Raw genomic sequence first — 25,501 nt, 5'->3', positions numbered from 1 at the left:
GGTCGATCAGGGGCGCGGATGTCAGGAATACTGCGCGACCAGGCTCAGCGGGCGGATGTCGGTCCAGTTCCGCTCCACGTACTCGAGGGCGGCGGCCCGCGGGCCGGGGCCCCACACCCCGTCCCAGCCTGCGGGAACGTCCGCGAAGACGGGCCACAGCGCGTGCTGTCCCTCGGCGTTGACCACGACGTGGAAGGTGCCCTCGGGGTCGTCGAAGGGGTTGGTCATGACAGGCTCCTCAGTTTCTCGGAAAGGATGCGGCCGATCAGGGCGAGCGGTTCGGGTTCTCCCATTCTGGTGTGGGGAACCCCGATCAAGTGGTTTTCCACGGTGCCGTCGATATAGGGGATCCAGTGCTGCGCGAGAGTGTTCTCCGTTTCTCCTTCTTCGAGTGCGCCGAGGAACACCAGGTCGGTTTTCACCGGGCGCGGGGCATACAGGTTCATGATTTCGGCGTGGTTGATGGAGGCGCCGATCACGGAGCGGATCTCGTCGTCGGAGAAGGCGCCGAGCACCGGGTCCTTCAGCCGGACCAGGCCGATGAGCGCCTCGACGTCGAAGGGGGCGTCCTCGGGCTCGTGCGAGGCGTCGCCGACGAGCATGTCGCGCTTCTGCGCCGGCGTCATGCGGCGGCGCCGCGGCTCGGTGGGCAGCAGGTGCACGTCCATCATCGCGAGCAGGTCGCACCGCTCCCCCAACTCGGTGAGCCGCACCGCCAGTGCGTGGGCGACGGTGCCGCCGAAGGACCAGCCGAGGAAGCGGTAGGGGCCGTGCGGCTGGACCTCGCGGATCAGCGGCAGGTAGTCGTCGACCATCTCCTCCACCGACTCGGGCGCGTGCCCGAGCTCGGCCAGGGCGCGCGCCTGCACCGCGTACAGCGGCTGGTCGGGGCCCAGGTGGCGGGTGAGTCCGGCATAGGTCCAGCCGACGCCGGTGCCCGGGTGGAGGCAGAACAGCGGGGGTCTGCTGCCCTTGGTCTGCAGCGGCAGCAGGACGCCCATCGGGTCGAAGCCGTTCGGTTCGTCGGCCAGCAGTCCTGCCACGGTCGGGGTGCGGAACAGGTCCCGCACGCCCAGTTCGAGGCCGAGGACCGCCCGCATCCGGCTGACGAGGCGCACGCCGAGCAGGGAGTGGCCGCCCAGGGTGAAGAAGTTGTCGTCGATGCCGACGGTCTCGGCGCCGAGCACCTCGGCGAACAGGCCGCACAGCAGTTCCTCGCGCGGGGTGCGCGGCGCCCGGCCGGTGGTCCGGACCGCCGGGGCGGGGGCCGGCAGCGCCGTGCGGTCGGGCTTGCCGTTGACCGTCAGCGGGATCGCGTCGAGCAGCACCGCCGCCGAGGGCACCATGTGCTCGGGGAGCTGGTCCGCCGCCCAGCGCAGCAGGTCCGGGCCGGTGAGCTCGTACCCGGTGCGCGGCACGGCGTAGGCGACCAGGCGCTTGCCTCCGGGGCCGTCGTCGAGGACCACCACCGCGGCCTGCCCGACGCCGGGGTGGTGGGCCAGGGTGGCCTCGATCTCGCCGGGTTCGATGCGGAAGCCGCGGAGCTTGATCTGGCCGTCGGCCCGGCCGAGGAAGCGCAGTTCGCCGTCGGCGGTCCAGCACACCAGGTCTCCGGTGCGGTACATCCGGCCGCCGTCCGCGCCGAACGGGTCGGCGACGAAACGCTCGGCGGTCAGTGCCGGGCGGCCGACGTAGCCGCGCGCCACCTGGGTGCCGGCGAGGTACATCTCCCCCGCCACCCCCGTGGGCACCGGGCGCAGCCGCTCGTCCAGGACGTAGACGCGGGTGTTGTCGAGCGCCGCGCCCAGGTACACGCCGCGCAGGACGCGTTCGGTGACGGGGAAGTGCTGGTGGTGGGAGGCGAAGGTGGTCTCGGTGGGTCCGTAGCTGTGCACCAGGACGGTGTCCGGGCAGTGGGTCAGGACCCGTTGGAGCGCCTGGGGGGAGGCGACGTCGCCGCCGGTCCACACCTCATCGAGCAGCTTGAGGGTGTCCAGGCCCTCGTCGGCCATGATGTGGAACAGGCCCATGGTGAAGTAGGCCGCGGTGACGCGGTGGGTGCGCACGGTGTGGTCGATCTCGGCGAGGTCCGTGCCGTCGCCCGGGCAGAACACCAGCTCCCCGCCGCTCAGCAGCGGTACCCACAGCTCGTAGGTGGAGGCGTCGAAGCCGATGGCCGAGTGCACCAGCATGCGCCGGTGGTGGTGGCGGTTCCAGCAGCGGTCGGTGGCCAGCTCCACCACGTTGCGGTGGGTCACCCCGACGCCCTTGGGCCGGCCGGTGGAGCCGGAGGTGAACATCACGTACATCAGGGCGTCCTCGCCGACCGCCACACCCGGGTCCCCGGCAGCGGACGGGTCGAAGGCGCCGGGCCCGTCCACCGCCAGCACCCGCAGCCCGGCCGCCGCCTCGGCCGCCACGGCAGGCGAGTCCAGGTGGGCCCGCTGGGTGAGGAGCACCCTCGCGCCGGTGTCCTGCGTCATCGTGCGCACCCGGGCCTCGGGCAGCCGGGGGTCCATCGGCACGTAGGCGGCACCGCACTTGAGGATCGCCAGCAGCGCCACCGGCAGCAGGGGCGTCCGGTCCATGAGCACGGCGACGGCCGCGTCGCGCCGCACCCCGGCGGCGAGCAGGGTGTGCGCCAGCGCGGTGGCGCGGGCGTCCAGTTCGGCGTAGGTGACCCGCTCCTCGCCGTGGGAGAGGGCGATCCGGTCGGGGGTGCGCCGGGCCTGGGCGGCGAACCGCTCGTGCACCAGCCCGCATCCGGCGGCCGGGGCGGCCGTGTCGTTGTACGACGTCAGCAGCCGGAACTCCTCCTCGGCCGACAGCAGGACGAGGTCGGTGACCCGCTGCGCCGGGTCGTGCGCCACGGACCGCAGGATGCGCTCCAGGTGGGCGGCCAGCACGGCGGCCGTCGCCGCGTCGTAGAGGTCCGTGGCGTACTCCAGGACTCCGCCCAGACCGGCGGCCCGGCCGTCGGCCGTGCGGGACTCCCGCAGGGACAGCGTCAGGTCGAACTTGGTGAAGCCCGACTCGGTGGCCAGCGGGGTGCCGGCCAGCACGCCGCCCTCCCCCGGGCCCGCTTCGGCGGGTTCCACCTGCACGATCGTCTGCACCAGCGGGTGCCGGCCGGCCGACCGGGGCGGGTTGAGCCGCTCCACCACCAGGTCGAAGGGCAGCTCCTGGTGGGCGAAGGCCGCCAGGTCGGTGGCGCGCACCCGGTCCAGCAGCTCCTCGAACCGCGGGTCGCCGGAGGTGTCGCAGCGCAGCACGAGGGTGTTGACGAAGAACCCCACCAGGTCGTCGAGTGTCTCGTCGTCGCGCCCGGCGACCACCGTGCCCAGCGGCAGGTCGGTGCCGGCGCCGTGCCGGGTCAGCAGCGCGGCGAGCGCCGCCTGCACGACCATGAACAGGGTGGCCCCGTGGTCCAGGGCGAGCCGCTCCAGGCGTGCGTGCACGTCCGCGTCCAGGACGACCGGGACCGCCGCGCCCCGCTTGGACGCCTCGGCCGGGCGGGTCCTGGCCGGGGTGGGTTCGAGCACCTCGGGGGCGCCCGCGAGGGTCTCGCGCCAGAAGGCGACGTGCTCCTCGGCCGCCTCGTCCCGGAGGGCGTCGCGTTGCCACAGCGTGTAGTCCGTGTACTGCACCGGCAGCGGCTCCCAGCCGGGGGCGGAACCCGCGCTGCGCGCCGCGTAGGCGGCGGCCAGGTCGGTCAGCAGCGGACCGGTGGACCAGCCGTCGGCGGCGATGTGGTGCACGAGCAGCACCAGGATCTGCCCGGCGCCCTCCTCGGTGAGCAGCGTGGCGCGCAGGGGCAGGTCGGCGGCCAGGTCGAAGACGTGGCCGGCCGCCTCGTCGACGGCCGCGGCCCGGGCCCCGGCGGGGCAGTCCACCACGTCGAGCACGGGGCGGGCCGCGGCGCCCGTCAGCACCCGCTGGTACGGCTCCCCGTCCACCGCGGGGTAGACGGTGCGCAGCACCTCGTGCCGTCCGGCCACGTCGGCCAGTGCGTCGGCCAGGACGTCCGGGTCGAGCGGCCGGTCCAGCCGCAGCGCGAAGGGGATGGTGTAGGAGCGGCTCGGTCCCTCCAGCTGGTCCACGAACCACAGCCTGCGCTGCGCGTACGACAGTGGCACCCGCTCGGGCCGCAGCCGGGCGGGGACGGGCGCCGGTCCGGGTCTGCCGGACGCGGTGGCCTGCCCGGCGAGACGGGCCGCGAGTTCGCGGGGCGTGGGGGCGAGGAAGAGGTCCCTGATCCGGGCCTCCAGCCCCAGGGTGGCGCGGATGCGGTTGACCAGGCGCACCCCGAACATCGAGTGCCCGCCCACCGAGAAGAAGTTGTCGTCCGGGTCGAGCTCCGGGCGGCCGATCACCTCGGCGAACAGGGTGCGCAGCACCTTCTCCACGTGCGGCTGCCCGGTGCCGGCGCCGGCGCGTGCGGCCTCCTGCTGTTCCCGCCGGGTCTGCCGGAGCCGGTCCCGCAGGCCGGTGACGCGGGCCGCCTCCTCGGGGGTGAGCAACTCCCGCGCGGTGACGGGGGCGTGCGGATCGGCGGCGGCCCGTTCCAGGGCGCGCACGAAGAGGTCCAGCAGCAGGCGGGCGGTGTCCGGTTCGAACAGGTCGGCCGCGTACTGCCACCAGACGGTGAGGGAGCCGTCGGCGGGCCGGGCGACGCAGGAGGCGCTGAGGTCGAACTTGGCCGCTTCCAGGCCGGGTTCGGTGAAGCGCCCGGCGAGCGGGCCGCGCGTGCCGGTGCCGGAGCCGTCGTCGGTCTCGGCGGTGAGCATCACCTGGAAGAACGGGTTCACCGCGAGGGACCGCTCCGGCGCCAGGTGTTCCACCAGCAGGTCGAAGGGGAGGTCCTGGTGTGCGTAGGCGGTGAGGTCCGTGTCCCTGGCGCGTTGCACCAGGTCGGCGTACGAGGCGGGGCCGGACACGTCGGTGCGCAGGACCAGGGTGTTGACGAAGAAGCCCACCAGGTCGTCCAGGGCCTCGTCGCCGCGGCCGGCGACGGGGGTGCCGACGGCGATGTCCTCCCCCGCGCCCGCGGCCGCCAGGGCCAGGGCGAGCGCGGGTTGCAGCACCATCAGCAGGCTGGCCCCGTGCTCGTCGCCGAGCGCGGTGAGACGCCGCAGTGCGTCCGCGCCGAGGCGGGCGGTGAGGGTGGCGCCGGCGCCGGTGGGCTCGGCGGGGCGAGGGCGGTCCGCGGGCAGGTCGAGCACGGTCGGCATGCCGTCCAGCGCGGCACGCCAGTGGGCGAGCAGCGGTGCCGGGTCCGCCAGCAGGTCCCGCTGCCACAGCGTGTAGTCGGCGTACTGCACCGGCAGCGGTTCCCAGCCGGGCGCCGTACCGGCGCGGCGGGCCGCGTAGGCGGTGCCGAGGTCGTGCAGCAGGGGGCCCACGGACCAGCCGTCGGTGGCGATGTGGTGGGTGAGCAGGACGAGCGTCGCCTCCGGCTCGCCGTCCCCCGTGGCCTCGGTGCGCAACAGCGCGGCGCGCAACGGCAGTTGTGCTGCCAGATCGAAGGTCGCCGAGGTGAAGCGGGTCACCTCCGCGGCCACGTCCTCGGCCGCGCAGGTGCGTTCGTGGAGCGGGACCGGCGGCGCGTCGAGGACGTGCTGGTAGGGCTCGCCGTCGACGGCCGGGTACACCGTCCGCAGCACCTCGTGGCGTGCCACCAGGTCGCCGAGGGCGGCGGTCAGGGCGGCGGGGTCGGGATCCTCGTCGAGCCGCAGCACGACCGGGAGGTGGTAGGTGGTGGACGGGCCCTCCAGCCCGGCGAGGAACCACAGCCGGCGCTGGGCGTACGACAGCGGCACCCGGTCCTCGGCCGGCAGCGGTTCCCCGGCGAACACGTCGAACGCCGGGTCCGGTGCCGTGACCGGGGCCGGGGCGGTGGTGCGGGCGGCGCGGGCGCGCAGTTCCCTGCGGTCGATCTTCCCGGAGGAGGTGCGGGGCAGTGACCGGACCGGGGTGAACGTCGTGGGCACGGCGGCCGGGGGCAGCGCCTGGCGGGTGTGCTCGCGCAGCGCGGACGGGCTCACACCGTCCTCCGTGACCACGAAGGCGGTGAGGCGCTTGCCGCCGCCGGGGGCTTCGGTGGCGACCACGGCGGCCTCGCGCACCCCTGTGTGGCCGGAGAGCACCGACTCGGCGGAGGCGGGGTCCACCCGGTGGCCGTTGATCTTCACCTCGTCGTCGGCGCGGCCGTCGAATCCGAGCCGGCCGTCGTCGCGGACGCGCACCAGATCGCCGGTGCGGTAGGCGCGTTCCGTGCCGAGCCGGGCGAAGCGGCGTTCCGTCAGCTCGGGCCGGCCCAGGTAGCCCAGGGCCAACTGCGCGCCCAGCAGCCACAGTTCGCCGTCGACCACCGCGGCCCGCATCCCGGGCAGCGGCGTCCCGATCGGCACCGGCCCGCCGGTGTACCGGGACAGGTCGGCGACGGTGGCGACGACGGTCGTCTCGGTGGGGCCGTAGGTGTTCAGCAGCCGGACCCGCTCGGGGTCCACGGACGCGCACCACTGAGCCACCCGCTCCGGCAGCGCCGCCTCACCGCCGATGATCACGGTGCGCAGCGTGGACGGCAGTGCGGCGAGCCCGGCGGCCAGGGTGTGCGCCAGCTCGTGCCAGTAGGCGGTGGGCAGGTCCAGCACGGTGACGCCGTGCGCGGCGCAACCGGCGAGCAGTCCGGGGACGTCCAGCATGTCCTCGTCGCGCAGGACGAGGGTGGCGCCCGCGCCCAGGGTGAGGAAGACCTCCTCGACACTGGCGTCGAAGTGCAGCGGGGCGAACTGGAGGACGACGTCGTCCGCGGTGATGCGGTAGACGCCGGTGGCCGCGGCCGTGAAGGCGGCGAGCGCGTCCTGCCCGACGACCACGCCGTTCGGGGTGCCGGTGGAGCCCGAGGTGTAGATGACGTACGCGGCGTCGGTGTCCACGCCGGGTCCCGGCAGGACGTGTTCCCCGTCGACGGAGGTCAGGGCCGTGCCCGTGCAGTCGGCGAGGACGGCGGCGGTGCGGGCGGCGGGGGCCGCGGGGTCCAGCGGCAGGTAGGCCGCGCCGGTGCGCAGGGCGGCGAGGAGGCCCACGATGGCGTCGACACCGCGCGGCCGGTGCACGGCGACCAGCCGGCCCGGCCCCGCCCCGCGGTCGGCCAGCTCGTCGGCGCGGAAGGCCACGGCGAGAGCCAACTGCCCGTAGGTCATGCGATGTTCGCCGTGCACGAGGGCGATCCGCTCGGCGTCCTGACCGGCGATCCGGTCCAGGACGCGAGGCGCCGTGCGGGGCGCCGGGCCGCCGTCCAGGACGGCGGAGGCGGTGGGGACGGTCGAGGGCATCGCGGGGCCTCCAGGCGAGGGTTCGGGGTGTGCCGCCGGCTGACGTGCTCCCACGCTAGGCAGCGCGGGCACCCGCGGCGGGCAGTCGGCGGGGCAGCTGCCCGGCGGCTCGTCGCCCGTTTCCTGCCGCTGCCCGCGCGAACTGCCGCCGCGACTGCCGCCGCCCGCATCCCGCCGGCGCCGGGCACGGCGAAGCCCGGAGCACTCGACGGCGGTCGGGTGCTCCGGGCGGTGGGGCGGTAGCCGCAAGGCCCTCTCGGCCGGCGTGCGCTACGGCCGGCTGACCCGGCTGCCGGTGTGCGTGCGGCGGCGCAGCGGCGGGGGCTGGGCGGGGCCGGGCGTGGCGGCGGCCGCCGCCAGGTACGCGGCGAGCTTCGTCGGCGTGGGGTGGCGGAACACTTCGCGCAGGGTGAGTTCGCGGCCCAGTTCGGTGCGGACGCGGTTGACCAGGCGGACCGCGAGCAGGGAGTGACCGCCCGCCTTGAAGAAGTTGTCCGCCGGGCCGACCTCCCGCCCGTCGAGCACCTCCGCGAACAGCCGCAGCAGACCGGTCAGCAGGGTGTCCCCGGGCCCGCCCGCGTCGTCGGGGCCGTTCCGGCCGGCGTCCTGCGGATCCGCGGCGTCGCCGTGTGCGACGGTGATCACGGCCGGCACGCTGTACTCCGGCAGCCGCTCGGCCGCCCAGGCCTGCACGTCGCCCTCGACGAGGCCCGCCCCCGTCACCCGGGCCGTGACCCGCCGGCCGGCCACCTGCGCCCGGGCCTCGCGCACCGCCGGGTGCGCGGCCAGGACGGCCGCCACATGCTCCACGTCGATCCGGTAGCCGTTCACCACGGGCCTCCTCTCGCCGCGCCGGTCGGCCGGAGCGGTGAGGTCTCCGACGCGCGCGTCCGGGTCGGCCGCGTACAGCTCCAGTGCCCTCGTCAGCAGATCGGTGAGCCGGGTGGCGCCGGGCCGCCCGTACAGGTCCGTGGCGTACTCCAGCACGCCCGCCAGGGAACCGTCCGGCTGCTCCGTCAGCGCGAAGGTGAGGTCGGACTTGGCGGTCCCCGAGGTGTGGGGCAGTTCGGTGCCGGCCAGCGGGCCGGACGGCGCGGCGTCCTGCCCGGGCCCGGCATTCACCTGGAGCATCACCTGCACCAGGGGGTGGTGGGCGGTGGAGCGGTGCGGGTTGAGGTGCTCCACCAGCCGGTCGAAGGGGAGGTCCTGGTGGTCGTAGGCCGCCAGGTCCGCGTCGCGCACCCGTTCCAGCAGAGTGGTGAAGGCGGGGTCGCCGGAGGTGTCGGTGCGCAGCACGAGCGTGTTGACGAAGAAGCCGACCAGGCCGGACAGCGCCTCGTCGCCGCGTCCCGCCACGCTCGTGCCCACCGCCAGGTCGGTGCCCGCGCCCAGGCGGGTCAGGCAGGCCGCCAGCGCCGCCTGCACCGCCATGAACAGGGTGGCTCCCCGGGCCCGCGCGGTCCGCACCAGGGCCCGGTGCGTGGCGGCGGGCACGGTGAAGGCGGTCAGCGCGCCGCGTCCGGACGGCAGGGCCGGCCGGGGCCGGTCCGTCGGCAGGTCGGTCAGCGGCGGCAGATCCGCCAGCGTGTCCTGCCAGAAGCGCAGTTCGCGGTCGGCGCCGCCGTCCCCGAGCAGTCGTCGCTGCCACAGGGTGTAGTCGGCGTACTGCAGCGGCAGCGCGGGCCGGTCCGGCGCCCGTCCGCCCGCCCGCGCCTCGTACGCGGCCGCCAGGTCCGCCAGCAGCGGGCCGGTGGACCAGCCGTCGGCGGCGATGTGGTGCAGCAGCAGGACGAGGGTCTGCGGGCCGTCGCCCTGCGGATGGAGCAGCCACGCCCGCAGGGGGATGTCCCGCGCCAGGTCGAAGACGTGCGCGGCGGCGGCGTCGACGGCCGCGCTCAGATCGGCGGGCCGGGCCAGCTCGAGGTGCGGGCGGGCCCCGTCCAGCACCTGCTGGTAGGGCTCGCCGCCCTCGCTGCCGTAGACGGTGCGCAGCACCTCGTGCCGTTCGGCGACGTCCGCGAGCGCGTCGGCCAGCGCCATCGGGTCCAGCGGCCGTTCCAGCCGCCGTACCAGGGCGATGTTGTAGGTGGCCGAGGGTCCTTCCATCTGGTCGACGAACCACAGCCGGCGCTGGGCGTACGACAGCGGCAGCCGCGCGGGGCGCCGGTCGGCGGGGAGGGCCACGGGCCCGGGCCGGGAGGCCGCCCGGTCCGCTCCTGTCTCCGCCAGCCGCCGGTGCAGGGCGAGCGGGGTCGGCGCGAGGAACAGGTCGCGGATGCCCAGGTCGACGCCGAGCACCCGCCGGACGCGGTTGACCAGCTTGCTGGCCAGCAGCGAATGCCCGCCGGACTTGAAGAAGTTGGCGTCGGCGGCGAACGTGTCACGTCCCAGTGCGGTGGCGAAGAGCCCGGCGAGGATCTCGACGCGCGGGGCGTGCGGGGCTGCTGCGCCGGCGTCCTCGGCGGGCCGTCGCACGATGGCCGCCGCGAGCCGTTCGCGCCGGGCGGTCAGCGCCCGGTCCTCCTCGGCCGTCACCAGCCCGAGTTCCGACAGCCGCACGGTGGCGTCGGTGGCGACGGCCCGCAGCGAGCGGGTGAACACGTCCAGCAGCAGCCGGGCGGTGTCCGCCTCGAACAGGTCCGACGCGTATCCGAGGTGGAGGTCCACACCGGCGGGGCCGCCGTCCGCCGTGCGGCGCACGGCGCAGTGGAACGACAGGTCGAACTTGGCGGCGCCCAGGTCGGTGCTCGTGGCGGTGGCGGTGAGCGCGCCGAGTCCGGCCCGTTCGGCGGCGGTCTCCTGCACGGTGAGCATCACCTGGAAGAAGGGGTGCTCCCCCAGCGCCCGTCCCGGCTCGGCGAGTTGCTCCACAAGCAGGTCGAAGGGCAGGTCCTGGTGGTCGAAGGCGGCCAGGTCGGCGTCGCGGACCCGGTCTACCAGATCGGCGGTGGTGGGGTCCCCCGACAGGTCGGCGCGCAGGACGAGGGAGTTGACGAAGCAGCCGACCAGGTCGTGCAGGTCCTGGTGGGAGCGGCCGGCCACCGGGGTCCCCACCGCCAGGTCCGTGCCCGCGCCGACGGCGTGCAGGGTGGCCGCCAGAGCGGCCCTGACCACCATGAAGAGGCTGGCCCGGTGCTCCCGCGCGAGTGCGGTGAGGGCCCGGTGCGCGTCCGCGTCCAGGACCGCGGTCACGGCCGCTCCGCGTCCCGACGGCTCGACGGGCCGCGGGCGGTCGTACGGCAGGTCCGCGCGCGCCGGCAGGCCGGCCAGGGCCTGCTCCCAGAAGGCCAGCAGCCGCTTGCGGGCCGGTCCGGCCAGCAGGTCGCGCTGCCACAGGGCGAAGTCGGCGTACTGCACGGGCAGGGCCCGCCAGAGCGGTGCGCGGCCCGCGAGGCGAGCCGCGTAGGCCTCGCCCAGGTCGCGGGTGAGCGGGGCCAGGGACCAGCCGTCGGTCGCGATGTGATGCACGAGCAGCACGAGGACGGAGGTGCCGTCGCCGGGCAGGAACACCCGCGCCCGCAGGGGCCCTTCGGTCGCCAGGTCCAGGACGGAACGGCCGAACGCGGCCACCCGGTCGTCCAGTTCGCCGGGCGGGCACTCCTCCCACTGCACCGCGTCCGGGATCCGGTCGGCGGGCACCACGCGCTGGTGGGGCTCGCCGTCCTCGGATCCGTACACGGTGCGCAACACCTCGTGCCGGGCGCGCACGTCGGCCAGCGCGGCGGCGAGCGCCCGCCGGTCGGGCACCCCGTCGAGGCGCAGCACCAGCGGCGCGTTGTAGGCGGCGGAGGCACCCTCGATACGGCCGAGCAGCCACAGGGCGCGCTGTGCGGCCGACAGCGGCAGCCGGGCGGGCCGTTCCCCGGCGGGTACGGCGGTCAGCTCCGGCCGGTCGCCGGCGTGGGTGGTCCGGGCGGCTTCCGCCAGCCGCCGGTGCAGTGCGGCCGGGGTCGGGGCGAGGAAGAGGTCGCGGATGCCCACCTCGGTGCCGAGCGCCCCGCGGACGCGGTTGACCAGCTTGCCCGCGAGCAGCGAGTGGCCGCCGTTGCGGAAGAAGTTGGCGTCCGCGGCGACCGTCTCCCGGCCGAGCACCTCGGCGAACAGGCCGCAGAGGATCTCCTCGCGCGGGGTGAGGACGTCGGCCCGTACGGCGGCGGGAGCGGACTCGGTACCCGCGGTGTGCCCGGTGCGGGCCGGTCGGCGCCGGAGCTGCTGGTGTTCCCCGGCGCCGAGCAGCCGGAGCTCGGCGATGGGCCGCAGCGGGTCGGCGGCGCAGGCGGCCAGGGCCGTCAGGTAGGCGTCGAGCAGCAGCCGGGCGGTGTCCGCGTCGAACAGGTCCTCGGCGTAGGTCAGGGCCACGTCGACGCCGTCCGGGCGGCCGTCCTCGGTGTGGCGCTCCGCGCAGTACCAGGTCAGGTCGAACTTGGCCGCGTCCAGACCGGTGTCGGCGGTGCGTCCGGTGAGCCCGCCGGCGAGCGGGACCGGGCCCGGTCCGGTGCCGTCGGCGGCCACGGTCAGCATCACCTGGAAGAACGGGTGGTGGCCGAGGGCCCGTTCCGGGGCCAGGTGCTCCACGAGCACGTCGAAGGGCAGGTCCTGGTGCTCGTAGGCGGCCAGGTCGGTGTCGCGGACCCGGTCGACGAGCTCGGACACGGTGGGGTCGCCCGACAGATCGGTGCGCAGGGCGAGGGAGTTGACGAAGAAGCCGACGAGCTCGTGGAGGTCCTCCTCCGGGCGGCCCGCGACGGGCGTCCCGATGACGACGTCGTCGCCGGCCCCGGCCGCCGCCAGCGTCGCCGCCAGAGCGGCCCGGGCCACCATCGTCAGGGTCGCGCGCCGGCCACGGGCCAGGGCCAGCAGTCCGCCGTGGGCGGCCGCGTCCAGCCGGCCGCTGACGGTGGCCCCGCGGCCGGACGGCTCGACCGGGCGGGGCCGGTCGGCGGGCAGGTCGAGCACGGCCGGCGCTCCGTCCAACGCGGCACGCCAGTACGCCAGTTGCTCGGCGGCCAGGCTGCCCGGGTCGGCCGGGTCGCCCAGCAGCTCGTGCTGCCACAGCGTGTAGTCCCGGTACTGGACGGGCAGCGGCTGCCAGTCCGGCGTCCGGCCCCCGCTCCGGGCGGCGTAGGCCGCCGCCAGGTCGCGCAGCAGGGGCCGTACGGACCAACCGTCGGTGGCGACGTGGTGGAGGAGCAGCACGAGCACGGAGGTGCCCGTGGCTCTGGGGGTGTCCGTGGCGCTGGAGGTGTCCGTGGACGGGCGGGCGTCCGTGGTCCCGTCACCGGTCCGGAACAGCCGGGCGAGCAGCGGTGGCCGGGCGGTGATGTCGATCGGCTGCCGGACGAACGCGGCCACGGCCGCGTCGCGTTCGCCGGGTGCGCAGTCCTCGACGGCCAGGGCTTCCACGGCGGAGGCCGGCCGCACCTGCTGGTACGGCTCGCCGTCGGGGCCGGCCGCCAGGACCGTCCGCAGCACCTCGTGCCGCTCCACGACGTCGGCCAGGGCGGCCCGCAGGGCCTCGGGGTCCGGCACACCGTCCAGGTGGAGCACGACGGGTGCGTTGTAGGCCGCGGAGGGCCCGTGCAGGCGGCCCAGGAACCACAGCCGGCGCTGGGCGAACGACAGCGGGATCACGGTCATGGTCCTTACGCGTCCTGGCCCGGCGCGGCGGCGACGAGCGTGTCGATGTGGGCGGCGAGGTCGCGCAGCCGGGGGTTGGCGTAGACGGCCTTCACGGGCAGGGCGACGCCGAGTTCGGCCCGGACCCGCGAGACCAGCTTGATCGCGAGCAGGGAGTGTCCGCCCAGCTTGAAGAAGTTGTCGTCCGGTCCGATGCGGGGGGCGCCGAGCACGGTGGACCAGACCCCGGCGATCAGCGCCTGGGAGCGCGACAGAGCGGGCCCGGACGCGTCGGCCGGGGCCTTCTGCGCGGCGGGGGCGGGCAGCACGGACCGGTCCAGCTTGCCCTGGGTGGTGGTCGGGAAGCGCTCCACGGCCACGAATGCCGCCGGGACCATGTACGCGGGCAATGTCGCCGTCAGGTGGGCGCGCAGCACCGTGGTGTCCGCGGGACCGGCCGCCGGGTCGTGCGGCCGGTGGTAGGCCACGAGGCCGGGGGCGCCGTTGACGTCGTCGCGCAGGACGACCACGGCCTCGGCGACCTGGGCGTGGGCGGCCAGGGCCGCCTCGATCTCCGGCAGTTCGATGCGGTGGCCGCGCAGCTTGACCTGCCCGTCGGCCCGCCCGAGGCAGGCCAGCCGGCCGTCGGGCAGCAGCCGTACGAGATCGCCCGTGCGGTACATGCGGGATCCGGAACCGTCCGGGTCGGCGACGTAGCGCTCGGCCGTCAGGGCCGGGCGGTGCCGGTAGCCCCGGCCCACGCGCGGGCCCGCCAGGTACAGCTCGCCGCGGCCGCCGGGCGGGACCGGGCGCAGGGCATCGTCCAGCACCCGTCCGCGCAGGCCCGGCAGCACCGTGCCGATGTGCGGCGCGTCGGCACCGTCGATCCAGCCCGCCGTCGCGTCCACGGTGCATTCGGTCGGACCGTACAGGTTGACCGCGCGCAGCACGCCGGCCTCGGTCTGCTCGCCGATCCGCCGCCACAGGGCGGGGCTGATCGCCTCGCCGCCGACGAGCAGGGTCAGGGGGCGCGGCCCGCCGTCGGCGGTCAGCAGGTCCAGCAGCGGTTCGGCGTGCGCGGGGGTGATGTCCAGCGCGGTCAGGGCCTGCTCGTCGACGCATCGGGCCAGCAGCGCCGGGTCGGCACGTGTCTCGTCGTCGATCATCACCAGGGTGTCCCCGCGGCACAGGCGGACCCACTGCTGCACCGAGGCGTCGAACGACGGTGAGGCGTTCCAGCCGACCCGGCCGGCGCCCGGGCCCGCGATGCCCTCGGACTCCAGTTCGGCCAGGAGCGTGGACGCCGCGGCGCGGCCGATCTCGACGCCCTTGGGCCGGCCGGTGGAGCCGGAGGTGTAGATGACGTACGCCAGAGCGTCGCCGGGGACGGGCGCGGGGCGGTACGGCGCGTCTCCGGCCCCGTTCGGTGCGGTCAGTTCACCGACGGTGACATGGGGGGTGCCCGGGGTCGGGGCGCCGGTGCCGTCGGCGGTGACGACCAGGTCGGCGCGGGAGTCCTCCACCAGGTAGCGGCGCCGCTCGGCCGGGAGCCTGGGGTCGACCGGAAGGTACGCGGCACCCGCGGTGAGGGTGCCGATCAGCGCGGTCACCAGATCGGCGCCGCGCGGCAGGGCCAGGGCGACGACGCTCTCCGGGCCGATGCCGCGGGCGGCGAGCCGGCCTGCGATCCGCATGGCCTCGGCGCGCAGCCCGGCGAAGGTCAGCTCGCGGTCGGCGGCGACCACGGCGGTTCGGTCGGCGGGCGCCTGGGCCAGACGGTCCAGCAGGTCGGTCACGGAGGAGGCGGTGTGCCCGCCGGTGTCCGGGACGGTGGCGGTAGCGGTGGCGGTGGCGGGGCGCTCGGGCAGGACGGCGGTCATGGCGGCGGTCACTCTCCGGTGAAGGCGGTCGTGGCGGGCTCGGTCGTGGGGGCGCAGTCGGCGAGGGCGATCGGCTCGCCCATGGCGACGAGGATCTTGCGGTCGCCCTTGAACGCCTCCCGGCCGTGGGCGCACAGAAGGTTGTCCACGAGCATGAGGTCGCCCTCCTGCCAGGTCTCGCGGACCGTCACCCGGTCGTAGACGGCGTTGACGGCGTCGACCTCCTCGTCGGTGAGGCGGCTGCCGTCACCGAGGTAGGTGTTGAAGGGCAGGCCGTCCTCGCCGTACGTCTCCACCAGCACCTCGCGGACGTCCGGGTCGAGCGTGCGGCTGTTCCAGAACGCGAAGTGGTTGAACCAGCTGCGCTCGCCCGTCACCGGGTGGGTGATGATGGCGGAGCGGCGCTGGCGGGTCACGAGCGCGTCGTCGTCCAGCCACTCGAAGCCGACGGTGTTCTGCGTGCAGTACGCCTCGGCGACGGCCTTGTCCTCGGTGGCGAAGGTCTTGTACCAGGGCAGCCCGGCGAGCTCCGAGTAGTTGCGCACCAGCAGCCAGCCCATCCGCTCGAACCGGGCGACCAGGTCCGGCGGGAGCAGCCGCAGTGCCTCCCGCATGTCGCCGACCGTGGTGGCGCCGCCCTCCTCGGGTGCGGTGACGCAGCCGAACAGCAGCACGCCGGGGAAGTCGAGGGTGTAGCTGTTCTCGTTGTGCAGCCGGATGGGCTGGACGGCGGGCAGATCCGTGGAGGAGAAGACGCCCTCGCCGAAGTCGGTGCGCGGGGTGGCCTTCTCCTTGTAACCGGCCCGCTGCGAGATCAGCGCGTCACGGGCGGCGGCGAAGCTCGCGGCGTCCCGCACGGGCAGGCCGCGCAGCAGGACGGCGCCGGAGCGGTGCAGTTCGGCCTGGATCTGCTCGCGGTGGGCCGTCAGCCAGGCGACCGCCTCGTCGAGTCTCGCGGCGGGCGGGACGTGCACGACGACGGGCTTGCCGGGTTCGCGGACCGGGGTGATCGGAGCCGTCGCGGGAAGAGCCGGGGCGTCTGCGTGGATGGTCATGAGGAGTCCTTGGGAGGTCGGGGAGAAGGAAGGTGAAGGGTGAAAACGGGAAGGGGCGGGCCGCGGGCGGTCAGGCGGCCGAGGCGGTGATCCGGCCGCCGACCACGGAGGACAGCACGGAGAAGAACCGCGGCAGCTGGTCCTGGAAGTAGAAGTGCCCGCCCGGCAGGACGTGCTGGGTGAACGCCCGGCCGGTGACCTCGGCCCAGCGGCCGAGGGAGGCCGCGGGGGCGACGGGGTCGGCGTCGCCGCCGATCACCGTCACCGGGCACTCGACGCGGGCCTCGGCGACGGGGCAGCGGTAGACGTCGTCGATGGCGAAGTCGGCGCGGATGGAGGGAATGACGATCTCCCGCAGCTCCGGGTCGTCGAGGATGCCGTCGTCGGTGCCACCGCGTGCCTTGATGGCGGCCACGAGCTGGTCGTCGTCCAGCCGCTCGGGGTGGACGACGGCCGGGTTGGCGAGGAACGGCGCCCGGCACGCGGAGGCGACCAGGGCCCGCGGCGTACGGCCGGACGTCTGGAGCAGCCGCACCACCTCGAAGGCGACCAGGGACCCCATGCTGTGTCCCAGCACGACGAGGTCGTCGGTGGCCCCGGCGGGCAGGCAGGCGGCCACCGGGCCGGCCAGGTCGGCGATGTCACGCGGCAGGTCCTCGGCGTAGCGGGCACCGCGCCCCGGGTACTGGCCGATCAGCAGCCGCACGTCGGCGGGCAGGTGCTCGCGCCAGCCGGCGTAGGCGTGGGCGTTGCCGCCGGCGTGCGGCAGGACCAGCAGCGTGGTGCGCTGCGGGCCGTCACCGGGCAGGTCCCAGACGACGTCGTCGGGGGCGGCGGTCAGTGCGGTGTGGTCGGTCATGGAGGGCTCCGTTACTGGTCGTCGGTGCGGCGGCGGAGGGTGGGCCGGACCCGCTTGGGTGCAGCGGCGCCGGACGCCGGCGTGGACTCGATGTGCTCGGCCAGGGCGGCCGGGGTGGGGTGCTGGAAGACGTCGCGCAGGGTGAGCGTGACGCCGAGGGCGGTGGCGATGCGGTGGGTGAGGCGGGCGGCGAGCAGGGAGTGGCCGCCGTGGTCGAAGAAGCTGTCGTCGATCGTCAACGCCTCGGTGACGGGCAGGACTTCGGCGAAGAGGCCGAGCACGGTCGACTCGAGCGGGGTACGGGGGGCCCGCCCGTCCCCGGCCGTCCGAGGTGCCTGGACGGCGGGCAGCGCCCGTTTGTCGATCTTCCCGTTGGGGGTGAGGGGCAGCCGGTCCAGGGTGACCACGAACGCCGGGACCATGTGGTCGGGCAGCCGTTCCCGCAGCCAGCGGCGGATCTCCTGCGGCTCGGGGCCGGGGGCGGTGGTGGGCACCACGTAGGCGGTGAGGTGGTCGGTGGCCAGGAGCACGGCCTGGGAGATGTGGGGGTGGCCGGTCAGTACGGTCTCGATCTCGGTCGGCTCGATCCGGAAACCCCGGATCTTGACCTGACCGTCACTGCGGCCCGCGTAGTGCAGCTTCCCCTCGCCGTCCCAGTACGCCCGGTCACCCGTGCGGTAGCAGCGACTGCCCACAGGACCGAAGGGATTGGGCACGAAACGAGCCGCGGTGACGGCGGACTGGGCCAGATACCCGTGCGCGATCCCCTCACCCGCCAGATACAACTCACCCGTCACACCCGGCGGAACAGGACGCAGAGCCTCGTCCAGCACGTAGGCGAACTTGTTGGACACCGGACGGCCGATGGACACACTCACACCCAACTCGCGTGTGCGGTCGACCGTGTGGGTGGTGGTGAAGCCCATCGACTCGGCCGGGCCATAGCCGTTGGTCACCGTCACCCACGGATGCCACCGGTGCAGACGGGCGATGTGCGTGGGCGAGGCCGGCTCACCCCCGGTGAACACGATCCGCGCCGACGCGAACGCGTCCGGATGCTCGTCGACCAGATAGTTGAACAAGCTCGACGACAACTGAAGCATCGTCACCCGATGCCGCACCGCCAACTCCGCCACCAGCGCCGGCTCCGGCCGCTGACCGGGCTGCAGAACCGTCGCGCCACTGTGCAGCAACGCACCCCAGAACTCCAGACTGAAGGCGTCCCACGACACCGGCGAACACTGCAGGAACACCTCACCCGCACCGAACACCGCATACGACTGCGCCGTCACCGTCGACACCAGGTTCCGGTGCGAGGACACGATCCCCTTCGGACGCCCCGTCGACCCCGACGTGAACATCACACACGCCGCGTCCTCACCCGTCAGCGTGAGTTGGAGGTCTTCTCCGCCGTGGGCGGCGAGGACCGCTCGTTCCTCGTCGACCAGTACCTCGCGCCACGGACCGTCGATGCCGCGGCGTTGCCGGCCCGCATCGGTGATCAGGACACGCAGTCCGGCTTCCTCGGCCGTGCCGCGCAACCGCTCGTCCGGGAACTCCGGATCCAGCAGCACATACCCCGCACCCGCCTTCACCACCGCGACCACCGCCACGGCGAAGTCCACACCCCGATCCAGCAACACACCCGCCAGATCACCACGCCCCAACCCCAACCCCCGCAGATGCCGGGCCAGCCGATTCGCCCGAGCGTTCAACTCCCCGTACGAAAGGCACTCGTCACCGAAGACGACCGCCACCGCATCCGGCCGCGACCGCACCCGCTCCTCGAACCGGGCCGTCAGCACCGGCTCCCCGCCATACCCCACCGACCGGCCGGCCCACTCCCCCAGCACCCGTCGGCGCTCAGCGCTGCCGAGGATCTCCAGGTGGGACAGAGGGGTCCCCGGCGCGGTCACCGCGTGTTCCAGCAGGCGGCGCAGGGCCTCCACCATCCGTTCGACGGTCGAGCGGTCGTAGAGGTCGGAGCTGTAGAGCACGGTTCCCGACAGGCCGGTGCTGTCGTCGGCGGTCAGCAGGAACTCCAGGTCGAACTTGACCGAGCCGGTGGCCGGCGGCTGGGCGGGAGCGGCCTGGATCCCGGGGAGGTCGGGGAGGACGGGCGGGCCGGACTCCAGCGTCAGGCAGATCTGGAACAGGGGGTGCCGGGCCAGGGAGCGCGCCGGGTTCACCGCCTCCAGGACGAGGTCGAACGGAGCGTCCTGGTGGGTGAAGGCGTCCAGGTCGGCGGTCCGCACGCGGGCGAGCAGGTCCCGGAACTCCGGGTCGCCCGACGTGTCGGTGCGCAGCACCACCGTGTTCACGAAGAAGCCCACCAGTTCCGTGAGCGCCTCGTCGGGACGGCCCGCGACCGGGGAGCCGAGGGGGATGTCGGTTCCGGCGCCCAGCCGCGTCAGTGTCGCGGCCAGTGCGGCCTGGAGCACCATGAACGGGGTGCACCTCTCGGCACGGGCCAGTTCGAGGACCCGTTTGTGGAGGTCCCGGCCGAAGTCCACCCGGAGGGCGTCGCCGCGCCGCCCGGCGACCGCCGGCCGTGGCCGGTCCGTCACCAGAGGCAGTTCGTCGGGGAGGTCGGCGAGCGCCGTGCGCCAGTACGCCAGTTGCTCGTCCAGCAACTCGTCGTCGAAGGCAGTGCGTTGCCACAGCGCGTAGTCGGCGTAGTCGAGGGGCAGGGGCTCCCAGTCGGGGGCGCGGCCGGCCGCCCGGGCCGTGTAGGCGGCGGACAGATCGGCGAACAGGGGGCGCAGGGACTGGCCGTCGGTGGCGATGTGGTGCAGCAGGAGGAGCAGGGTGGCCCGGTCGTCGCCCTCGCGCAGGAGTGTCACCCGCAGCGGGTGCTCGGTGGCCAGGTCGAAGGCGTGCCCGGCCGCTGCGTGCAGCTCGGCCTCGACCTCGTCCGGCGCCACCTCACGCACCTGGACGTGGACGCCGTCCGCGGCTTCGTCGGCCGGCGTGACGAGCTGGTACGGCTGTCCCTCCGCGGTCGCGAAGCGGGTCCGCAGCGGCGCGTGCCGCCGCACGAGGTCGCCGACTGCCGCTCGTAGGGCTGCGGCGTCCACCTCGCCTCCGCTCAACCGGACGGCCAGGGGCACGTTGTAGGCCGTGTCGGGTCCGTTCAGTCCGGCCACCAGCCACAGCCGTTGCTGCGCGCTGGACAGTGGGAGCCGCTCGGGGCGCACGGCCGCTGGCGTGAGCGCGGGGAGCGCCGGGCGGCCGGTGGCTTCCGTGATCCGCCGGGCGAGAGCGGCGGGGGTGGGGTGCTGGAAGACGTCGCGCAGGGTGAGCGTCACGCCGAAGGTGGCGGCGATGCGGTGGGTGAGGCGGGCGGCGAGCAGGGAGTGGCCGCCGTGGTCGAAGAAGCTGTCGTCGATCGGCAGCGGTGCCGCCGAGCCGAGCACCTCGCTGGTCATGTCGCGTACCAGCTCTTCGAGTGCGGTGCGGGGGGCCCGGCCGTGGGAGGTCAGCGGGGCTTCCACCGGTGGCAGCGCACGTTTGTCGATCTTCCCGTTGGGGGTGAGCGGCAGCCGCTCCAGCAGGACGAAGTGGGCGGGGACCATGTGCTCGGGCAACCGCTCGCGCAGCCAGGCGCGCAGGGCAACGGGTGTGACGGAAGCGCCCGGGGCGGCCGTCACGTAGGCGGTGAGGTGGTCGGTGGCCAGGAGCACGGCCTGAGAGATGTGGGGGTGGCCGGTCAGTACGGTCTCGATCTCGGTCGGCTCGATCCGGAAACCCCGGATCTTGACCTGCCCGTCACTGCGACCCGCGTAGTGCAGCTTCCCCTCGCCGTCCCAGTAGGCCCGGTCACCCGTGCGGTAGCAGCGACTGCCCACCGGACCGTAGGGGTTGGGCACGAAACGGACCGCGGTGACGGCGGACTGGGCCAGATAGCCGTGCGCCACACCCTCACCGGCGAGATACAACTCCCCCGTCACACCCGGCGGAACAGGACGCAGAGCCTCGTCCAGCACGTAGGCGAACTTGTTGACCACCGGACGGCCGATGGAGATGCTCGTCCCCATGTCGGACCCACGCTCCACGGTGTGGGTGGTGGTGAAGCCCATCGACTCGGCCGGGCCATAGCCGTTGGTCACCGTCACCCGCGGATGCGACCGGTGCAGACGGGCGATGTGCGTGGGCGAGGCCGGCTCACCCCCGGTGAACACGATCCGCGCCGACGCGAACGCGTCCGGATGCTCATCGACCAGATAGTTGAACAAGCTCGACGACAACTGAAGCATCGTCACCCGACGTTGGACGGCCAACTCCGCCACCAGCGCCGGCTCCGGCCGCTGACCGGGCTGCAGAACCGTCGCACCACCGTGCAGCAACGCACCCCAGAACTCCAGACTGAAGGCGTCCCACGACACCGGCGAACACTGCAGGAACACCTCACCCGCACCGAACACCGCATACGACTGCGCCGTCACCGTCGACACCAGATTCCGATGCGAGGACACGATCCCCTTCGGACGCCCCGTCGACCCCGACGTGAACATCACACACGCCGCGTCCTCACCCGCCAGGGCCACATCGAGATCGTCCCGGCCGTGCGCGGCGATCGACTCGCGCTCTCGATCGACCAGCACCGGCGGGCCACTGCCGACCACCCGGCCGTCGTGCGTGGAGTCGGTGATCAGGACATGCAGTCCGGCTTCCTCGGCCGTGCAGCGCAGCCGCTCGTCCGGGAACTCCGGATCCAGCAGCACATACCCCGCACCCGCCTTCACCACCGCGACCACCGCCACGGCGAAGTCCACACCCCGATCCAGCAACACACCCGCCAGATCACCACGCCCCAACCCCAACCCCCGCAGATGCCGGGCCAGCCGATTCGCCCGACCGTTCAACTCCCCGTACGAAAGGCACTCGTCACCGAAGACGACCGCCACCGCATCCGGCCGCGACCGCACCCGCTCCTCGAACCCGGCCGTCAACACCGGCTCCCCGCCATACCCCACCGACCGGCCGGCCCACTCCCCCAGCACCCTCTGCCGTTCACCGGTGCCCAGGACCTCCGTCCGGGACAGCGTGAGTCCGGGCTCCGCCAGGAGGCGTTCCGCGAACTTGACGAAGCGGTCCTGGTGTCCGGCCACCGCCGCGATGTCGCAGACCTCGGGTGAGGCGTCGAAGTCGATCCGCAGGCCGAGTTCGGGCCCCAGGTCGTACACGCCGACCGCCAGGTCCTCCACCGGGCCGTTGCCGAGGTTGTGCTGGACGGTCGGCAGGCCGAAGAAGCGCTTGCCGGGCGCGAACGCCATGATGTTGACCTGGGGGGACGCGATCCGCCGGGCCGCTTCGCCGAGGCCCAGGTCGCGGCAGACGTCCTCGTAGCGGGTCCGCTGGTGCTTCAGGCCCTCGCGGGCCTGTGCCCGGACCGTCGTGAGCAGGTCGGTGAGCGAGTCGTCGGCGCGTACCGGCACCCGCAGCGGGATGACGTTCGACATCATGCCGGGGGTGCTGCGGGCCAGTTCGGTGCGCCGGCTCGTCACCGGCAGCCCCAGCACGGGTGCGTCGGCCCCGCCGACCCGGTGCACGTAGGCCGCGACCAGGGCGAGGACCAGCATCGTCCAGGGCGCCCGGTGGCTGCGGGCGACCCCCTTCAGCCGGTCGGACCGCTCGGCGCCGAGGAGGACGGTGCGCCGGGTGAACGGCAGCGCTCCGGGCCGTACGGTCGCGGTGTGGCCCTCGGCGAGCCGGGGGACGGGCTCGACACCGGCCAGCTGCGCGGCCCAGTGCGCCCGGTCCTCGGCGGCTTCCGGGGAGGCGTGGTACGCCGTGTCCTCGGCGAGCAGTTCCTCGAGGCTGCCGAAGGGTGTCTCCCCCCATGGTTGTCCCGCGGCCGCACGGTCGTACAGCTCGACCAGCCGCTCGTCGAGCAGGGCGATGCCCATGCCGTCGATGGCCAGGTGGTGGAAGGCGTGGAAGTAGAACCAGCGCTCCTCCCCCGCGTCGGTGCAGCCGGCGCGGATCAGGGCGTGGCGGGTGAGCCAGTCGTGCGCCAGGTCGAAGGGGCGGGCGAGTTCGGCGTCCATCCAGGCGCGGGCCGCCGCCACCGGGTCGTCCTCGTCGCTCAGGTCGACGATGCGCAGGCCGCGTCCGAGTGGCTTGGCCTGTATCTCCTGCCACGGTGTGCCATCGTCGCCGGAGCCGACGCCTCGGATGCGCAGCGCGTCGGCCTCGCAGGCGAGCCGGTACCAGCAGCAGGCCAGCAGGCCGGTGTCGAGCGGCCCGGTGAGTTCGCGGTACTCCCCGATGTTGTAGCGGCAGCCGGAGGTGTCGAGCCCGTGCGCCATCCAGATGTCACGCTGCGCCGCCGACAGGGGCAGCCGCACAGTGGAGGGCCCGTACGCGGTGCCCTGTTCCGACGCGGTCGGGGACATGGGGGTGCTCCTCGGAGTCGTGGGGCTGCTGGAGAGGGGTGACTGCCCGGACCGTCGTGGCGGCCGGATGCCATACAAGCCGTGGCGGGCGCCCGGGAGCGGCAGTTGGCCCGGCAATACGGGAGCAGGTCAGTGGGCGGCGGCAGTTGCCGCGGCAGGCTGTGCGAGGACGGCGCGGACCATGCCCAGGACGTGGAAGCGGGAGGCGCCGTCCCGGTACGCCGCGCTCACCGTGCCGCTGAGCAGCAGTTCGCGCAGGAACCGGCCGCACTCGGCGGGACTCAGACCGGTGAGCCTGGTGAGGTCGCTCAGCTCATGACCCCGGCCCGGGACGCCGCCGTCGGTGGCCGTCGGCGTGCACAGGGCGTCCAGCAGGGCGCGGGGCCCGGCCTGCAACCGCTCCAGACGGTCGCGGAGTCGGGTACGGAAGTCGCCCGCACCGCCCGTCGGGTCGAGGTGGTCGAGCAGTGCGGCGGTGTCCGCGGCCAGGCAGCCGCACAGGGTCGCCAGGTCGTACACCACCAGCCAGGACGCGGCCGCGAGGAGCGCCCCGGGATGGCCGTCCAGCAGACGGCAGACGGCGGTGGCCTGTTCCACGTCCGCCGGTCCGGCCGCGCGGTCGGGCCGGGCCCGGCGCACGTGGTCGAGGAAGAGCCGGACGGCCGGGGAGTCGCTCGCCCCGGCGCCGTCGCCCGGAACGTCCAGCGGGGACAGCAGGAAGATGCGCTCACCGGGCACGCCCCACGGCGCGTCGGACGTCACGAGCAGCCGCAGCCCCGGGCAACCGCGCAGGAGCGCGGTCAGCCGGTCGGCTCCGGGGGGTGAGGCCGGAGCGCCGTCCAGCACGAGCAACGCCGGTGCCTCACCGACCAGTTCGGCCAGTGCGGCGACGGCCGGCGTCCCGTCGCCGGGGGCGTGGGGCGCGAACAGCTCGGCCGCCAGGGCCGCGAGGGTGGCGGTGAGAGTGGTGTCCCCGGGCGCCAGGTACTCGCCGCGGTGGCCGGGGAAGGCGTGCCAGAGCACGGGCAGGCCCGCACCGTGCAGTCGTTCGGCCACCGCCAGGGCCAGCCGGGTCTTGCCGACGCCGGTCAGCCCGACGACGTTGACCAGCCGTTCCGTCCCCGACTCCGCCAACTCCGATGCCAGTATCTGCGTTTCGCCTTCGCGTGCCACCATCGCGTGCGGGGCGGTCGGCGGCGCCGTCGGCTCCTGCGGGCCCGGACCGATGCCCCGGCCCCGCTGGGCCGCCTCCTCCAGGGCGGCCCGGGCACGCGGACCGAGCCGCAGCGCGTCCGCCACCAGCTGGACGGTGCCGGAGCGGGGCCGTCTCGCCTTGCCCTGCTCCAGGTCCCGGATGGCCCGGACGCTGATCGTGGACAGATCGGCGAGTTCCCGCTGCGTGAGCCCGATGCGCAGGCGGTGCGCGCGGATCAACGCACCTATCGGTGTGGTCCCCGGGGCAGGCGCAGCCGGAGTGACGGCGGCAGTCGCGGGGCCGGAGGCGGCCCCGGGGAACGTGAAGTCTCCGGCCGGACCGGCGGGTGTGGAGAGGGCGGAGGACGCGGAGGGGGCGACGGAGGCGAGGTGCGGCCGGCCGAAAGTCCCGACCTGGCGGGCGGGCACGGTGGCGGCGGGGCCGGCGGTTCGGGCGGCGCGGGTGGCGAGGGTGTCCATGGTGACGCTCCCGGTGAGGACGGTGGTCGATGACGGGACGGGACGGCGCGGCCCGGTTCCCGTTCTCCATCGTCCGCAGGGCACTATCCCGCCGACATCGTGCGGCGGGCGTCCCTCCGCCGCCCCGCTATCACCGGCTGTCCCCGCCACACAGCGGGGCGTGATAGCGCGGCGATAAGGGCGGGGGCGGTGCCGGGATTCCGGTCGTTCCTAGCGTGGTGCCCACGAAGAAGGAAGCGCCCCGGGAAGCCGGGGACGCCCTACCGGAAGGACACCGATCATGACTGTCGCTCCTGCTCTCCGCGCCGCCCTCGTCACCGTCGCCGTCGCCGGAGCCACGCTGCTCGGCGCGCAGATCGCACAGGCCGACGGCCCGGCCGTCACCACCTCCGGAACGGCCGGCACGACCGGCGTGACAACGCCGCAGGCCACCACCCCGTCGCCCACCGCGTCCGGTGACACCAACCCGTGGGACTGACCGCGTCGGCCCGGCCCCGGAAACCGGTGCTGCGCCTGATCACCGCAGCCCCGCAGGCAGTACAGGCACTACAGCCACCGCAGCAACCGCAGGCACCGCAGGCACCGCAGGCACCGCAGGGACCGCAGGGACCGCAGGGACCGCAGGGACCGCAGGGACCGCAGGCACCGCAGGCACCGCAGGCACCGCAGGCACCGCAGGGAC

The 25,501-nt window shown here is 74.4% G+C and carries 9 protein-coding genes; 1 reads left to right on the top strand and 8 read right to left on the bottom strand.

Annotated features, from left to right (window positions below):
• Positions 1 to 21 precede the first annotated feature (21 nt).
• The 8 genes from ACZ6ZN_RS18560 to ACZ6ZN_RS18525 form a co-directional block, all read right to left on the bottom strand.
• Positions 22 to 228 (bottom strand): MbtH family protein, encoded by a 207-nt coding sequence (locus ACZ6ZN_RS18560; RefSeq protein ID WP_398107971.1) that lies wholly within the window; start codon positions 226 to 228, stop codon positions 22 to 24.
• Entirely contained in the window at positions 225 to 7,337 is a 7,113-nt protein-coding gene (locus ACZ6ZN_RS18555; protein WP_469647482.1) for an amino acid adenylation domain-containing protein, read from the bottom strand. Before ACZ6ZN_RS18555 ends, ACZ6ZN_RS18560 begins: the two co-directional genes overlap by 4 nt.
• 270 nt (positions 7,338 to 7,607) lie before the next feature.
• Complete coding sequence (locus tag ACZ6ZN_RS18550; RefSeq protein WP_469648033.1) at positions 7,608 to 12,968, bottom strand: condensation domain-containing protein; 5,361 nt, start codon at positions 12,966 to 12,968, stop codon at positions 7,608 to 7,610.
• Between the two features lie 11 nt (positions 12,969 to 12,979).
• Positions 12,980 to 14,833: a non-ribosomal peptide synthetase gene (locus tag ACZ6ZN_RS18545; RefSeq protein ID WP_469647480.1), complete on the bottom strand. Its 1,854-nt coding sequence runs from the start codon at positions 14,831 to 14,833 to the stop codon at positions 12,980 to 12,982.
• Between the two features lie 8 nt (positions 14,834 to 14,841).
• On the bottom strand, positions 14,842 to 15,888 hold the full coding sequence (locus ACZ6ZN_RS18540; RefSeq protein WP_469647478.1) for a TauD/TfdA family dioxygenase: 1,047 nt from the start codon (positions 15,886 to 15,888) through the stop codon (positions 14,842 to 14,844).
• Positions 15,889 to 15,958: 70 nt separating this feature from the next.
• Positions 15,959 to 16,747 (bottom strand): thioesterase II family protein, encoded by a 789-nt coding sequence (locus tag ACZ6ZN_RS18535; protein WP_469647476.1) that lies wholly within the window; start codon positions 16,745 to 16,747, stop codon positions 15,959 to 15,961.
• Positions 16,748 to 16,758: 11 nt separating this feature from the next.
• Entirely contained in the window at positions 16,759 to 23,145 is a 6,387-nt protein-coding gene (locus ACZ6ZN_RS18530; RefSeq protein WP_469647473.1) for an amino acid adenylation domain-containing protein, read from the bottom strand.
• 129 nt (positions 23,146 to 23,274) lie between these two features.
• The gene (locus ACZ6ZN_RS18525) at positions 23,275 to 24,579 is read right to left on the bottom strand and encodes a helix-turn-helix domain-containing protein (RefSeq protein ID WP_469647471.1); all 1,305 of its coding nucleotides are present in this window, start codon (positions 24,577 to 24,579) and stop codon (positions 23,275 to 23,277) included.
• A gap of 520 nt (positions 24,580 to 25,099) precedes the next feature.
• On the opposite strand from ACZ6ZN_RS18525, the gene ACZ6ZN_RS18520 reads away from it, so the two are divergent.
• Positions 25,100 to 25,297 carry a hypothetical protein gene (locus ACZ6ZN_RS18520; protein WP_398107979.1) on the top strand — a complete coding sequence of 66 codons (198 nt, stop codon included), beginning with the start codon at positions 25,100 to 25,102 and terminating at the stop codon, positions 25,295 to 25,297.
• The last annotated feature ends 204 nt before the right edge of the window (positions 25,298 to 25,501 follow it).

It is taken from the genome of Streptomyces sp. NPDC053665 (genome assembly GCF_055585285.1).
Note: the sequence above shows the minus strand (reverse complement) of the source record. Positions and strands in the feature narration are given on the sequence as shown.